This window comes from Psychrobacter sp. PG1 (assembly GCF_014897815.1).
Classification (GTDB): Bacteria; Pseudomonadota; Gammaproteobacteria; order Pseudomonadales; family Moraxellaceae; genus Psychrobacter.
Genome location: NZ_JABUZG010000048.1, coordinates 91,748 through 107,587, shown reverse-complemented (window position 1 = coordinate 107,587; position 15,840 = coordinate 91,748). Strand labels below are relative to the sequence as shown.

Here is a 15,840-nt window from a genome sequence, read left to right as displayed (position 1 = left end):
TGACAGTTTGCTTAAGCTTATTACCGACGATATGCGTATCAGCATAGTTGCAAGGCGTAAGCTGTCTCAATTACTGCGACATTTATCTTATCACTTAATATCTGAGATGAATGTTCAGTAGACCGGTGGATAAAACAGGCGGTTATAATATTAAATACTTATCATGCCGATAGCATTCAACTTTTTGTGAGCGGTATCGATTGACTACAGGGTCAGTGTGGCTGATTGAAACGATTAAGCGAATCTCTAATAATTGAGTAATATTTTACATAGAAATCAACAACTCGCTAATACTAATCAAGCCATAAGTCCACTACCAAATGTATTCAAACCGTACGGCTACGTAACTGCAATTTGCCATATTTTTGTCGTAATTACTAGAATTTTCTTTGTACAGAAGCATATATATTCATATTGAGTCAGGAAGATATGACTACAAATAACGATAAAATATCGTATGTTTTAACCGTCGTTAGATATCGAAACAATAGATAAAGCCACATCGACTACAGAAAAACAGAGCGATCATTAATCGCTTATCTGTCACTTCTCTATACTGGACAAGCTATGCACTAAAGATAATGCCAGTGGTTCGATGGTATTTGTGAGGTAGATGTTATCAATGATAGGTAATAAAAACGAGCAATAGTCATGGGATAGCAGTGTGGTTTTGCGGTTGTGTTTTGGTAACGGCTAATTGTAAAAATACTGAGATAGCGCCATCATTGTGTAAGATATCTTATCCTATAGTTTCGTTTCGTTGATAAGACGAGATCATAGGGCGGCATACGATTGCTATCGTACTCATTAACTGCTTTTTTTATGTTTAGTGTGGCTTTAATATAAGTGATGTGCCTTTATTATAAAAAATATACGGCTTCAATATAAATAGACATACATTTGCATGACCTCATGTATCAGCTTCAAAATACAAGCTTTAAAAAATTATTAAAAAAGTGTTACTGGCTATTTATTATTTACCATTATTAGGAGAAACAATGATGACGCGTCAATCAATTGTAAAACCCATATTGCTGGCAGCCGTGTTAGCGACGTCTACCGTTGGTCTAAGCGGTTGTGGCTACAACAACCTGCAAGCTCAAGATGAGCAAGTTACCGCGTCGTGGTCAGAAGTGGTGAACCAATATCAACGCCGCGCTGATTTGGTGCCAAACTTAGTCAAAGTCGTGCAGCAGTATGCTGAGCAAGAACAAGAAGTGTTTACTCAAGTAGCTGAGGCACGCTCTCGTGCTGGTAGCATTACGGTGACGCCAGAAGTACTGAATGATCCAGAAGCGATGGAGCGTTATGCAGCGGCACAGGAACAGATGACAGGTGCACTATCACGTTTGATGGCTGTCTCTGAACGTTATCCTGAGTTAAAGTCAGATGCTTTGTTCCAAGACTTACAAGCCCAGCTCGAAGGCACTGAAAACCGTATTGCCGTTGCTCGTAACCGTTATATTCAAGAAGTGCAAAGCTATAATACGACGGTGCGCCAGTTCCCAACCAACATTACAGCAAAAGTATTTGGTATGAATGCCAAGCCAAACTTTAGCGTGGCGAATGAAGACGCTATTTCAACCGCACCAAGTGTTGACTTCGGTGATGATAAGTCAGCGACAGCTGAGTAGTGGTGATTAAATAGAGATGAAAACAGAGCGGGATTTGCCACTCTGTTTGTTTACATTTTTATCGTTTAGCTTAGTTAGCCACTAGTTTGCTTAGCCACATTTTTAAAGGTATTGATGGATATGAATGCCTATTAAATGAATATCAAATCCAAAAAGTACGATTAGCTATGTCAAATTTGGTTTTTTTGCTATGCTAATTTTTGTGAATGGTCTCACGTAGATTCACTAAGTACAGATGTCACTTGAGGTGGTATAGATTAGATGAACAATTCAAAAGCAATCCTATCAGTATTACTGTTCACACTCAGCGTCAGTAGTGCGCCTGTGTTGTATGCTGCGCCTAATGAAGCCATTGATAGCACCTCAGACATGCAAAATCGTAGTGTTGAGGACTTGGTAGCGATTGCCAAAGCGGGCGAGTCTAATGAAGCGATCAATGACGCTGTATTGGGTAATGATGCAATCAATGATGCCATTTTAGGTAATGAGGCGATCAACCCTAATGTGGCTAATAATGAGGCAACAGTTGGGTCTACAGCCGCAAATCCTTCTCCTATACAGTCGAATGCACCCAGTGTCGATGCCGATAAACTTATATTAAATAATCCTGTCGTTGATCAGGCTAATATTCTAAATCCGCAAGAAAAACAGCGTCTAGAGGCGCAGCTTAGAAATATTTATCAGCAAGGTCTTGCGCAAGCAGCGGTGGTTATCGTGCCTACGACCAATGGTGTTCCTATCTTTGACTATGCTCTACAAGTAGCTGAGAAGTGGCAGCTGGGCAATAAAGACGTCGATGATGGCTTACTCATGGTAGTCGCCGTCAATGACCGTGATATGTACATTTTGACGGGTTATGGACTAGAAGGTGTCTTACCAGATGCTGCCGTCAATCGTATTATTCGTGAAGATATCACGCCGTTATTTAAGCAAAATAACTATGGCGCTGGGATAATAGCTGGCGTTGACGCACTCAAAACGCGGCTGACTGCTGATCCTGAGGTATTGGCTCGTGCTGATGCGCAAGCAGCTGAGCGTAGTGCACAACAAGGTTCAGACGAGCTACCATCACCCATATTTTTATTTATTATGGCGATGATATTTGGAAGCTTTATTACCAGTATTTTTGGTCGTGTATTTGGTTCTATTATTACTGCTGGTGGTTTTTTTGCGGGATCGTTAGCCTTAGGCGGTGGGTTTTTTATGACCGTTATCATGGCTATCTTCTTATGGCTATTTTTGATTTCACGAGGTGGCGGCGGTGGTGGTAAAGGTGGATCTGGCGGCGGTCGTAGAGGCGGCGGTATGATATTCCTACCTGGTATGGGCGGTGGCGGCGGCTCTGGAGGTGGTGGTTTCGGCGGCGGCGGCTTCGGTGGTGGCGGCGGTGGTTTTGGCGGCGGCGGTGCTGGTGGCTCGTGGTAGACGCTTGGTAGATGCTTAAGTAAAAACGGATACTAAACGACCGTCAGTAATGACGTATTTGAGGAAATAGTAAAATGTCAGAAAACAACGCGTCAAATCCCAGTTTTGCCCGCTGGTGGCGTCAAGTCTTATTTATTCCTATATTGCATAGTAAATGGTTAACAGCAGCAGCCAAAGCACGTTTGACAGACGAGGTGACCCGTGCAGAGCGAGGGCATCGCGGTGAGGTGTTTTTGATTGTAGAAAACCATCTGCCGATTCAAGAGGCGTACTATATTGGCTGTCGCGAACGTGCGATTGAGCTGTTTAGTGAGTATCGAGTTTGGGATACTGAAGAGAATACGGGCGTCTTGGTGTATGTCAATATTTGCGAGCATCAGTTAGAGATCGTAGCTGATCGTGGTATCAGTGCTCATGTCAGCCCCACCGTTTGGCGGGCGATGTGTGATAAGGCCGTGTCGGGTATTGCCAATCAAAAAACCGAAGAAAGCTTGGCTGAATTGTTAGATGAAGTTGGGCAAGTGCTGCGTCAGTATTATCATTTGGATCAGGATCCAGCGGGTAACGAGTTGTCTGATACTGTGGTGTTTTTGAAGTAACGTTGATGAGGGAATCTGATGGCTTGTTATTTTGCTAGCATCGTGTTCTTTTATAGGGTTTAGGCATCAATTACAATATAATAGCGCCTCTAGAAATCGAGGGTGATTGATATATTGCTCAAGCGTCTATACAGGCTTTGCATTTATAAAGGCACTTCTCAAAAGCACTTATCAAAAGTACTCTACTACAAAAAGCCGTCACTGGAATCCTATGATTGATTTAATAAAGAAATTACCAAAAGCTGAGTTGCATTTACATATTGAAGGCTCACTAGAACCTGAGCTGATGTTTAGATTGGCCAAAAAGAACCAGATAGAGATTCCCTATAAAAACATAGAAGATGTGCGCAACGCCTACAACTTCACCAACTTGCAAACCTTCTTAGATATCTACTATGCAGGCGCAAATGTCCTGATCACTAAAGACGATTTTTATAATTTAACGTGGGAATATATACTTAAGTGTGTTGAAGATAATGTCATTCACACAGAGATATTTTTTGACCCGCAGACGCATACTGACCGAGGCATACCTTTTGAAGTGGTGATAACAGGCATCAAAGAAGCGCTTGCAGATGCCAAAGAAAAATATGGTATCACCTCTTGTATTATCATGTGTTTCCTAAGGCATTTATCACAAGAAGAAGCGTTTGAGACCTTAGAGCAAGCACTGGTATTCAAAGATGATATCATCGGTGTCGGTCTTGATTCGTCAGAGCTGGGCAATCCACCATCGAAATTCAAAGATGTCTTCAAAAAAGCTAAAGAAGCAGGTTTTAAGCTGGTCGCCCATGCTGGTGAAGAAGCAGATTTTTCGTACATTTACGAAGCGCTGGACTTATTAAATATCAATAGAATCGATCATGGTGTGCAATCGATAACAAGCCCAGAGTTGATGCAAAGACTTAAAGACGAGCAAATGCCGCTGACCGTTTGCCCGAACTCAAATATTGAGCTGAAAGTCTTTGATCATTACAAAGAACACAATATCAAAGAGCTGCTAGATTATGGTCTAAATATCACCATAAACTCAGACGACCCAGCCTATTTCAAAGGTTATATGAATCAGAACTTTATAAATATATGCGAAAATTTACCGCTAACAGAAGATGATGTTGTTACTTTGGTAAAGAACTCCTTTAATGCCTCATTTATTAGTGATGAATTAAAAGCAGCATATTTGGCGAAAGTTGATCTGGCACTAAAGTAAATCAACTATGATTAGATTTTAGTACCCGAGGCTTAACGGTTGATATCAATCGTTAAGCCTTTTCTTTTTTACACGGTATGCTTTTTAGGTTCAAGCGACTTAGGTGCAAGTAACTTAGGTTCAGGCGACTAGAGCGCAGTGATTTTCTGGATTAATAACGGCATAATCACACCAGCTTTTTCTGCTAAGGTGATATCCACAATAGTATTCGGCGTTGGATTGGGATTTATCTCAATAATTTTGGCACCATTTTGCTTCGCTAACTGTGCGAGTCCAGCGGCAGGATAGACGAGACTGGAGGTGCCAATACTGAGAAATACCTCGCAGTTCGCCGCCGCATCTTCTGCCGTTTGCCATGCTTGTACTGGTAATGCTTCGCCAAACCAAACGATATCTGGTCTGATATAGCCACCGCAATGTGGACAGGTCATCAGTGTGTCATCAAAATTGATTGTATCCTCGCTATGATACGAAGCCCTCGATTGACCTTGGCAGGCTGTCTCACATTGACTACAGCGGTTATGCCACAGATTGCCATGCAAATGAGTTACCATACTGCCAGCTTGCTCATGTAAATCATCAACATTTTGAGTGATAAGCGTTAATGATTGATTGGACGACTGAGTATGGTATTGCCACTGCGCTAAGGCAACATGTGCAGGGTTCGGTTTTTTATCTGCGACCAATTGCCTGCGCCATTGATACCATGACCACACCAGTTTTGGATCACGAGTGAAAGCCTCAGGTGTCGCCAAGTCTTCCACACCATAGTTTTCCCACAAGCCTGTTTGCTTATCTCGAAAAGTTGGAATGCCACTTTCGGCTGAAATCCCTGCACCCGTTAAGATGCAAATATGCTGTTTGGATGTCAATAATTTAGCAGCAAGTTCTACTTCTGCTATTAACGCTGGTGATAATTCTGCTAACATGAGCCAACCCTTGCTAATAATGGATATCTCTTCTAATGATAGATGGAATTTGGTGGCTTGTCATATTGTTTGCCGTTATTGCCGCTTTATGGTTGTTGGCAAAGTCACGCGGCGTAAAAGTGGGTGAGACAATTCATAATAAATCGTCTAAAAGCGTGAAAAAACCTATTAATGACGACCTGCAAAAAACCTCCGTGCTGATCAAACAGTATTTTCCTGATTATCGAGTCACACGCAAGACCAATCATTTATTGCTCAGTAAACAAGACAGGAAAATTGCAATGATTACGATGGATAAGAAAATTGCTTCAGGTCAGCGCCTGTTGGGTAACGTGCCCGTGATTAATTATCATCGTGTGCCTAACCGTGCCCAGCTAGCAGCTAATTTGCAGCAAGCAGAATAGGCGAGTGTTATAGGTGAGAGATTCTAAAATCTATAGGCACAGAAAAGCCGCAAATATTTTGAGCACGGATTTGATAGATATTCAAGATTTAGGGTGTTACTAGGGAAGGATGAAACAAAGATTATTAATACGATGATTGGTGCGCTCGGCGGGAGTCAATCATTTATGGTAAGTATTTGATATTAAATAGTTTTAAATAAATTATTAATTATATGTACAACGTTATGTACAACATTTTAATATCGTTACTCTCGGCTTATAACTTGGAAGCTTACTCATAGCTACTTACAAAATAATTATGCTGATGAAAGTCAATTATCTAATTTCAGCCATTAGCGTCTTATAAGCTGACTCAATCCATGCTTGCTCACTAGCATAACCATTTAATAATGGATCGAAATCAAAAGTATTGTTTTCAAAAACTTTTTTTGCTAAATCATTGGCCAATATATACTCGAGGTCTTGAACTAAGCTATTTAAGATATCTAGATTTTCCTTACTCGCAAAATGAATGAGAACATCTGCGTCATTCACTTTAGGATCAGAATACTCTGCCCACCAATTTTGATACAAGTAGGCATTCATCAGATATATAAATGTATTAATCACAATATTTCCCAGTACATAACATTCATGAGTGTAAGCAGTCGCATTTTTACTTTGAAAGGCGTTGGGTTTCAATCTCCAATAGCTATCTAGTTGTATTTATAGGTCGGTCACTGTGAGTAAATCTGGATTCCTTTCTAGTGTACTATCCTACATTTAAAGCCGCTACTGTAGAATGTTAATTATTCCACTTTCTGCTTCCTGAGAATTTTTCCGCTTCCAACGTCAGCTATTTATTTTATTAGCTTAGAGGTGGTTTTCCACTTTGAAATAAAGGTATAAAAAAGCGCATTTTTATTCCTCATTTCCCTGCTTCCTCAATTTCTTGCTTCCAAAAGCAGTATCCAGACATTAAAAGAATTCTTTTATTTAAATAAGAATACTTTTATCCAATAAAAGCCTTAATTGCGTTTGCAAACTAGCGTTCATATCCTCTACTATCATACAATAATTTTTATAGACCGTCATAAGTCGATATATTCCATCGCAGTACGTGTTAGCCAATTTTTAAGCCTGTCATATCATCCAAAGTATTTATCCTTGCCCAACAAACAATAAGACACTCTAATGACCAAAAACTTCTCTCAAACAGCGGCTTTCATCTGGTCTGTCGCTGATCTATTACGTGGTGACTTTAAGCAATCTCAATACGGACGCATCATCCTGCCATTTACACTACTGCGCCGCCTAGAGTGCGTATTAGCAGACACCAAAGCTGCTGTGGTGGCTGAGAGTGAGCGTATCGCTGAAAAAGGTCTGCCAGAGGAAGCACAAGAGAAGTTCATCATTCGTGCCAGCAAGCATGCGTTTTATAATACCTCGCCCATGGATTTGAGCAAGATGGGTCAGAGCGATATTAAAGACAACTTAAACACCTACGTGCAATCTTTCTCTAAAGACGCGCGTGAGATATTTGAGCACTTCAAATTTGAAGAGTTTGTCGGGCAACTGGCCGATGCCAACTTACTATATAAAGTGGTGCGGATGTTTGCCACTACGGATCTTAGCCCTGAGGCGATCTCTAACCATGAAATGGGCTTTGTGTTTGAAGAGCTGATCCGCCGCTTTGCTGAAAGCTCGAACGAGACTGCAGGGGAACACTTTACCCCGCGCGATATCGTGCGACTGACGACTTCACTGGTGTTTATGGAAGATGATAACGCGCTGACCAAAGACGGCATTATTCGCACCATTTACGACCCTACAGCAGGTACAGGCGGTTTCCTATCCTCTGGTATGGAGTACGTGCTAGAGCTAAACCCTGATGCGGTCATGCGTACCTATGGGCAAGAGCTCAACCCTGAGTCTTACGCCATCTGTAAAGCCGACATGCTGATCAAAGGGCAAGAAGTGAATAATATTAAGCTGGGCAATACTTTGTCTAGTGATCAGCTGGTCGCTGAGAAATTCGACTACATGCTGTCTAACCCGCCGTTTGGGGTCGATTGGAAAAAGATATCCGGTGAGATAAACGATGAGCATACACAAAAGGGCTTTGACGGTCGTTTTGGGGCTGGCTTGCCACGCGTGTCTGATGGTTCGCTATTGTTCCTGATGCATTTGATTAGCAAGATGCGTCCGATCACTACTAATGAGCAAGAAGCTAATAATGGTCAAAATAGTAACCAAGGCAGCCGTATCGGTATTATCTTAAATGGGTCACCGCTATTCACGGGCGGCGCAGGGAGTGGCGAGAGTGAGATTCGCCGTTACATCCTTGAGGCTGATTTGCTAGAGGCCATCATCGCCCTGCCTACCGATATGTTCTACAACACGGGTATCGCTACCTATGTATGGGTGCTAAGCAATAAGAAAGCCGCTGAGCGTAAAGGTCATGTGCAATTGATCGATGGCAGTAACCTATACGGCAAGATGCGTAAATCACTTGGCTCTAAGCGTAACGAGATGAGCGATGACGACATAAAGACCATTATCCGTAGCTTTGGTGACTTTGAAGTGGTTGATGCGCGTGTGCTAGATAAGCATGAAGAGGTGAAGTCTAACCGTGGCCGTCAGTCTGCCAATCCTAAAGCCGAACCCGCCAAAACCTTTGCCAGTAAGATATTTGCCACTCATGAGTTTGGCTATCGCCGTATCACGATTGAGCGCCTGCTACGTCTGTCTGCTCAGCTGTCAGATAGCGCGTTAGAGACCCTACGTTATGCGCCTAAACCATTTGATATGGTCATGCCAGCGCTGTATGAGGCATTTGGTGGTAATTGGACGACTGATAGCAACAGTAACAGCTACGGCGACTTATCAGCGGTCACGACTGAGGCGCGTGCGATGATTAAGGCGGACTTCTCTGAGCTAAAAGAAAAGCAAATCAAAGACGTGCTTGACTCTAAAGTATGGCGAGATCAGCTTGAGATCATGAATAAAGCCAAAGCCTTGCAAGCGGCGATTGGTGAAAACCAATTCGATGATTTCAATGAGTTTGAAAAAGTGTTTAAGCAAGCGTTAAAAGACGCTGAGGTTAGCTTAGACACCAAAGAGAAAAAGCAGCTGATGGATGCGATAACTTGGAAAAACCCTGAGGCAGAACCCGTCATCAAAAAAGCGGTCAAGGTTGCCAATCCGCTCTATGGTGCGTTTAGCTACACCGATCCTGCCAGCAAGACCAAGATTGTAGAGTTCCAAACAGACAGCGATCTACGTGATTACGAAAACGTGCCGCTCAATCCTGAGGTGACGACCACTGAGCTAATTGAAAGTTACTTCGCCCGTGAAGTGCAGCCGCATGTGCCTGATGCGTGGATCAATTCTGATAAGACAGATGCCATCGATGAAGATATCGGCATTGTGGGCTTTGAGATACCGTTTAACCGTCACTTCTATGTGTATGAGCCACCGCGCGCGCTTGCTGATATCGATGCGGACTTGGATGCGGTGAGTAGCGAGATTATGCAGTTATTGGGTGAGGTGCATTCATAATGGCAAAGTATCAGCAATATGAACAATATAAAGAATCAGGGGTTGAGTGGTTGGGAGAGATTCCTAAGGATTGGTCTACTATAAGTCTAAAAAGAAAAGCTTCATTCATTACTGGAATGACACCATCTACAGCTATTAGCGCATATTACTCTGATGATGTGACAATATATGAATGGGTGCGACCAGAAGATATAAAAGAAAATACCGAAAAAGTTTGCGGAACAAAATATTTAACTAAACTGGGTTGGAAAACACAAAGAAAAGTTGCTAAAAACTCAGTTTTATTGTGCTGTATAGGTACGATTGGTAAGGCTGGATATGCGTCCAAAACTATTATGACTAATCAGCAAATTACCGCTGTCAGCTTTAAAGATAATTCAAAATATAATTATTATTTATTACTTGCAGCTAGAAACGAACTAGAGCAGATGGCTACTGGTAATGTAGTTAAAATTCTAAACTCGGAAAGATTGGGGCAATTATCTATTCCAAAAATTGATTTATATAAAGCAAACCAAATCGCTAACTTCCTCGACCATGAAACTGCCCAAATCGATACCTTAATCGAAAAGCAGCAAACCCTTATCCAACTGTTAAAAGAAAAGCGCCAAGCGGTGATCAGTCATGCGGTGACGAAAGGCTTAAACCCTGATGCGCCGATGAAAGATTCGGGCGTTGAGTGGTTGGGAGATGTGCCTGAGCATTGGGAGATTTTGCCTGCAAAACGATTTTTTAGATTAGTTGCTGAGCCAGCACCTTCAAACAACGATTATGAGCTATTATCAGTTTATACAGCAATTGGAGTCCGCCCTCGTAAAGATTTAGAGCAGAAAGGAAATAAAGCGTCTACGACTGATGGTTACTGGAAAGTAAAGAAAGGGGATATAGTTGTAAATAAACTATTGGCTTGGATGGGTGCTGTAGGTTATTCGGATTATGAAGGAGTTACTAGCCCAGCGTATGACATTTTGCGAGCAACGAAAGATATTAATTCTAAGTTTTATCATTATTTGTTTAGAACCAGATTGGCTAATATGGAGTTTAAGCGATGGTCTAGAGGAATAATGGAGATGCGTTTGAGACTTTATTTTGACGAACTAGGTCGTATTTTCATGCCCTTACCTTCAAAACAAGAGCAAGATTTAATAGTTAAAAAAATTGAAAAAATGGATAACCAATTTGATGATTTAATAAAAAAATCAGAGTACAACATCCAACTCATGCAAGAACGCCGCACTGCTTTAATATCTGCTGCCGTCACAGGCAAGATTGATGTGCGGGGTTGGGTTGCGCCTGAGTAGCTGTAAATAGAGATTAAGCGCATATTGCGTTTGATAAACAAGAAAATTAATAAAAGGAGTTATATGATGAAAGCAGTTACCGTAGCAGCTCTATTGGCATCAATGGCCGTGACCACCATCGCCCAAGCACAGACCTATAAATGGCAAGATGATTTTTGCAGTATGGAAGGTGACTTTGATAGTAAAAAATATACCGCTAAGCAAATCAAGAATTCACATTTAGTATTAGAAAGCTTAACAAGATCTAATCTAGATAGCTTTTTTCCACCGATGGATATTGATGCACTAGACAAGTTATCGATGAAAGACTTAGACAAGCTTACTGAAGAATATATAAAAGTTAAGAACAATATTGAACGACTTGATGTAGTGCCTGAAGCGAAAGGTTATAAGCAAGAGTTGGTCAAGTCTATTGACGGCGAATATAAACAAAATAAATTGACGATTTTGGGATATCTGAATCCCAGTGAGGCACTCAAGCAAAGCCCGCAAATGTGTAAAACTTATATTGAGCCGTTATTAAAGAATGAAACGGCTGTGCAAAATAGATGGAAGCAGTTTGTTGAAGAGCAAATTCAAAAACAAGCAGATATCACAGACGATGGTGGTAAGTATTACCGCAGTTTGGCTACCAAGCGCTATCAGGAAGAAAAAGCCAGCAACCCTACTAAGTACGCCAAGATAAACTTGGTTACTTTTGGTTTTGGTAATTGCGTCAATGAGCAGGTCTATCATGCTGACTCTGATGAAGTGTTTAGTAATCAGCAAAAGCTCAATAAAACCTTGTTTGGTAGAAGCTTTAAGCAGATGTGCGATGAGCCGTAAAACTTGGATTACGTTTTTTAGTCAAACTAAATAAATTATTGAACTCGTGCAAGTATGCCGCACCGCTCTAATATCTGCTGCTGTTACGGGTAAGATTGATGTGAGGGGTTGGCGGGCGGCTGACAACAAAGCCTTCGTAATGCACAACTAAAATTACGCGCTATAAGAGTACTTTATTAAAGTTGACTGGCATAGGTATGAAAGTTATGAAAAGATTACTATTGATACTATTAGGAGTGGGTACAGCCCAAGTGAATGGCGCTGTCGAAACTACTTTCCAACAAAATAACACTTTGACCCACACGACTAGCAATGATTCTACGTCTGCAATTTATGGTTCTAGTCGCAATATATATGCTACCAATAGTAGTGCTACTGTATATAGTAATGATGAGATATCCAAAGCTATTGATAACCTAAGTGCTCATGCCAAGCAAAAAAAATATAAGATAGGCTCGCTAAGTAGCCGTTTATCCTATGAGAATAAATATTCTGACGCTAAGGATAGTTTGGCCGATATGAAAAAATGGGCAAACCAAGGCAATGTAGAGTATCAAGTTAAGGTTGGTTTAATATATTACAACGGTGAAGGCGTCCGTCAAGATCTTGTATTAGCAAGAAAGATGTTTCAAAAGGCAGCAAAACAGGGAAACATACAAGGTCAAGGGATGCTTGGATACTTTTATGAAGAAGGTTTTGGTGGTCTTAAGCGAAACCGATCTACAGCAAAGGAATGGTACGGGAAAACGTGTGACAAGGGTCATCAATATGGCTGTGATCAATATAGACGATTAAATGAACGTGGTTATTAATGGACGCCCACACACAATAGCAGAAGTGAATAAAGTGTGGTTGATTAAAGTAAAGCAATGAGACACAACATATTCTATGGTAAGCACATAGCGTTAGATAATCGACCCAAAAGGTAGGATGGTTTTTTATTCTTAATGTACAATTGTTTTGTTTTTATGCTAGCATCGTCCAGCATGCTTTTATACCAAAGATGCTAGATGATATAGCAACTAACATAGTATTGGTTATTGAAAAAATAGACTGTATAAAAAGGCTAGATGATGTTTTGGTTTTTAAAATCTAAATCTGCCAAAATGGCAGGAAATGTTCAAAAACTTTTTCTTAAAGATAGTTATCATGAGGCTATTGAGCTGGCTGATAACTTATATTGTCAATACATTGATAGCGAAGATTCACAAGAGCGCGCCCATGCCAAAGCTGCTTTAACATGGAAAACAACAAGCCTTATTATGCTTGAAGAATATCAAAATGCTATATCAGTTTGTGAAAAAATTATTGATATTTATACTCATGGAAATCTTCCTGAAGATATTCATGATGGCTATAATAAAAAAATTATAAGAGCGGCATATACTGATAAAGCCAGAGCACTATATGGATTGAAAGAATACAATAAATCTTTAAAAATTATAGACTCAGTAGTGGATGAAGGGATTGATTGTACCGATGAATTGACAGAGGTTGCAGTACTTGAAGCATTATTATTAAAGTATGAGATTCTTCAAATGGATCCAAATCTTTCTAATAGATTGATAGTACTAAATAAAATATCTTTTCGTTTTCAGCTGAGTGATAACCCTAAAATTTTGGAGCAAGTTATTCCTGTCGTTAGAGACATGATGCTTATATTTATAACACTTAAGGATATTAAAAACCTACATATTGTCCGTCGTATTCTTGAAAATATTAGTATCAGATCAAAATCTGAAGAGGTTCCAGCTTTTCTATCATACATAGATAAATTTGAAGAATCGTTTAAAGAATAGAAATAGCGGTTATCGGCTATATGTAATATATGGAACATACAAAGGGTTTTGCCAGCGCTAGCTGATATTTTGTCTGCTATATTTATATACCGTTTAACAAAAGTAAAAATAAGAAAATGCCATGAGCCGCGACGTCACCTAAGAATCTGTACTCCAAACTGATGTTGTCACTCAAATACAAGCGCAAGGCTTGCAGTTGGGTCGCACCAGCGGCTATCAGATAGCAGCGTTAGTATTTGGTGTCTATCCATAATTAATTTCAATTGATGTAAGACTCCGCACCGTTTTAATCTCTGCTGCCGTTACGAGTAAGATTGATGTGAGAGGTTGGCGGGCGGATGAGTCGTCAGTAATGTAAAGATGAAGCGCTTGTTTATATGTCATAACCAGCAAAATAACCAAAGGAGTTTCATTTATGAAAGCAATGACGACAGCCGCCATTTTTGTCTCAATGGCAGTCACCACCATTGCCCAAGCGCAAACTTATGAGTGGCGTTCGGAAATGAAGTCTTGTCAATATCAAGGAGATTTTGATAATAATAAATATACTGCCAAGCAAATAGAGAATTCTCATTTCGTATTAAACAGTTTGACGAGAGCAAATCTTGAAAGCTTTTCTGAGCCTATGAGTAATCTTTTTTTAGACAATATATCGTCGAAAGACCCAGAGGTACTGACTAAAGAATATAAGCAAGCTAAAAGTAATGTAGAGCAACTTGAGTTAGTGCCCGAAGCACAGACGTATAAACAAGAGTTACTTAAGACTATTGATGGCGAATATAAAACGGCACAATTGGCTATTTTGGCTTATCAAAATCCTAGTAAAGCGCTTAAGCAAAGCCCGCCGCTGTGTCAGCATTATGTAGAGGCTTTATTGCAAGATGAAACGGCAGTGCAGAATAAATGGCAGCAAGTGGTGGAAGAAAATATTCAGGATAAAGTACGTACGGGTAGTTTGAGTGATGAGTTTTATCGTAAGATTGAGATGAGAGATTATCAAAAACAAAAGTCACTGAGTGCTTATTTTTATGCACGAAACGCTATTGTGTCTTCTGGGTTTTACAACTGTGTTAAGAGTACCGCTTATCGCCCTGAGCTAAAGACAGTGTCTACTAATTATGCAAAGCTTAATCATAAAATATTTGACGGTAAATACACCGCGCAATGCGCAATGCGCCAAGAGTAGACCTCTTGCAAAAGTGAAGAACAGAGATCATCAAAGGTAGAAAGTATCAGATCGTTGGTATCAATAAAGTATGGTTGATTGTTTAATTCAATTTGACTGGCTTTAAAAAGCATCCTAAAAAGAATAGTGAGTTAAATGTTTGCTCGATTAATAAATATCAAAATAAGCAAGGCGAATGAAAAAAAGGACTCCAATGATGAAAAGGTATTCGTTGATAGCGGTAAGCGTATTACTGACTGTGCCTAGTATTGCAACAGCCGAAGTCTACAAATGGCAAGACGATCTATGCGATATGAAAGGGAGTTTTGATAATAAAAAGTACAGCGCCAAGCAAATCAAAAATTCCCATCTCGTATTGGATCGTTTAACCAGATTAAATCTGGAAAGCTTCTCTTCACCCATGAGTGTTGATGCGCTAGATAAACTATCTATGAAAGACTTAGATGTCTCGACCGAAGAGTATAAGCAAGTAAAGCGTGATACTGAGCGTCTTGATGTTGTACCTGAAGCGAAAGGCTATAAACAAAACTTACTCAAAACGATTGATGCAGAGTATGAAAAAGATCGATTAGTCATTTTAGGCTATCTAAACCCTAGTGAAGCCCTCAAACAAAGCCCTCAGATGTGTAAAAACTATATTGAACCTTTCATGCAGAACGAAGCGGCGGTGCAAAATAGATGGAAACAGTTTGTTGAAGAGCAAATTCTGGAAACAAGCGAGTATGGGGCTGATGAATTAGAACGATATCGTAAAATTGCGACCCAGCGCTATCAGGAAGAAAAGGTAAGTAACTCTGCTAAGTATGCCAGAATAAACTTGATAACTTTTGGCTTTGGTAATTGCGTGAATGATCAGGTTTATCATGCTGACTCTGAAAAAGTCTTTAACAACTACAATCAGCTCAATAAAACCATATTTGGTAAGAGCTTGAAGATGGTATGTGAGGAGCCCTAAGGCTTGATTTAAGCGTATCAAAAAATAGAGTGA

The 15,840-nt window shown here is 40.3% G+C and carries 14 protein-coding genes; 12 read left to right on the top strand and 2 right to left on the bottom strand.

Going from position 1 to position 15,840, the window contains the following annotated elements; translation table 11 throughout:
* The first annotated feature begins 1,001 nt into the window (after nt 1-1,001).
* The 4 genes from INT03_RS04960 (at nt 1,002) to INT03_RS04945 (ending at nt 4,868) form a co-directional block, all read left to right on the top strand.
* On the top strand, nt 1,002-1,634 hold the full coding sequence (locus tag INT03_RS04960; protein WP_045456163.1) for a LemA family protein: 633 nt from the start codon (nt 1,002-1,004) through the stop codon (nt 1,632-1,634).
* Nucleotides 1,635-1,895: 261 nt separating this feature from the next.
* Nucleotides 1,896-3,059, top strand: coding sequence for a TPM domain-containing protein (locus INT03_RS04955; protein WP_193007853.1), 1,164 nt, complete (start codon nt 1,896-1,898; stop codon nt 3,057-3,059).
* Nucleotides 3,060-3,133: 74 nt separating this feature from the next.
* Nucleotides 3,134-3,658 carry a TPM domain-containing protein gene (locus INT03_RS04950; protein ID WP_193007852.1) on the top strand — a complete coding sequence of 175 codons (525 nt, stop codon included), beginning with the start codon at nt 3,134-3,136 and terminating at the stop codon, nt 3,656-3,658.
* A gap of 211 nt (nt 3,659-3,869) precedes the next feature.
* Nucleotides 3,870-4,868: an adenosine deaminase gene (locus tag INT03_RS04945; RefSeq protein WP_193007851.1), complete on the top strand. Its 999-nt coding sequence runs from the start codon at nt 3,870-3,872 to the stop codon at nt 4,866-4,868.
* A gap of 128 nt (nt 4,869-4,996) precedes the next feature.
* Here INT03_RS04945 and INT03_RS04940 read toward each other — a convergent pair whose 3' ends face one another.
* Nucleotides 4,997-5,797: an SIR2 family NAD-dependent protein deacylase gene (locus INT03_RS04940; RefSeq protein ID WP_193007850.1), complete on the bottom strand. Its 801-nt coding sequence runs from the start codon at nt 5,795-5,797 to the stop codon at nt 4,997-4,999.
* Nucleotides 5,798-5,832: 35 nt separating this feature from the next.
* Between INT03_RS04940 and INT03_RS04935 the strand changes: the two genes are divergently transcribed.
* Entirely contained in the window at nt 5,833-6,201 is a 369-nt protein-coding gene (locus INT03_RS04935; RefSeq protein WP_109591524.1) for a hypothetical protein, read from the top strand.
* Nucleotides 6,202-6,516: 315 nt separating this feature from the next.
* Here INT03_RS04935 and INT03_RS04930 read toward each other — a convergent pair whose 3' ends face one another.
* Nucleotides 6,517-6,810: a contact-dependent growth inhibition system immunity protein gene (locus INT03_RS04930; protein WP_193007849.1), complete on the bottom strand. Its 294-nt coding sequence runs from the start codon at nt 6,808-6,810 to the stop codon at nt 6,517-6,519.
* 564 nt (nt 6,811-7,374) lie between these two features.
* On the opposite strand from INT03_RS04930, the gene INT03_RS04925 reads away from it, so the two are divergent.
* The 7 genes from INT03_RS04925 (at nt 7,375) to INT03_RS04895 (ending at nt 15,807) form a co-directional block, all read left to right on the top strand.
* Nucleotides 7,375-9,741, top strand: a complete 2,367-nt coding sequence (locus INT03_RS04925; RefSeq protein WP_193007848.1) for a type I restriction-modification system subunit M — start codon at nt 7,375-7,377, stop codon at nt 9,739-9,741.
* Entirely contained in the window at nt 9,741-11,042 is a 1,302-nt protein-coding gene (locus tag INT03_RS04920) for a restriction endonuclease subunit S (protein ID WP_193007847.1), read from the top strand. Before INT03_RS04925 ends, INT03_RS04920 begins: the two co-directional genes overlap by 1 nt.
* Before the next feature lie 66 nt (nt 11,043-11,108).
* A complete protein-coding gene (locus INT03_RS04915; RefSeq protein WP_193007846.1) occupies nt 11,109-11,867 on the top strand; it encodes a hypothetical protein in 759 nt (252 codons plus the stop codon).
* 206 nt (nt 11,868-12,073) lie between these two features.
* Complete coding sequence (locus INT03_RS04910; RefSeq protein ID WP_193007845.1) at nt 12,074-12,679, top strand: tetratricopeptide repeat protein; 606 nt, start codon at nt 12,074-12,076, stop codon at nt 12,677-12,679.
* Between the two features lie 261 nt (nt 12,680-12,940).
* Complete coding sequence (locus tag INT03_RS04905; RefSeq protein ID WP_060490493.1) at nt 12,941-13,666, top strand: hypothetical protein; 726 nt, start codon at nt 12,941-12,943, stop codon at nt 13,664-13,666.
* A 415-nt stretch (nt 13,667-14,081) separates the two neighbouring features.
* Nucleotides 14,082-14,852, top strand: coding sequence for a hypothetical protein (locus INT03_RS04900; protein WP_193007844.1), 771 nt, complete (start codon nt 14,082-14,084; stop codon nt 14,850-14,852).
* Nucleotides 14,853-15,048: 196 nt separating this feature from the next.
* Nucleotides 15,049-15,807, top strand: a complete 759-nt coding sequence (locus tag INT03_RS04895; protein WP_226951669.1) for a hypothetical protein — start codon at nt 15,049-15,051, stop codon at nt 15,805-15,807.
* Nucleotides 15,808-15,840 lie beyond the last annotated feature (33 nt).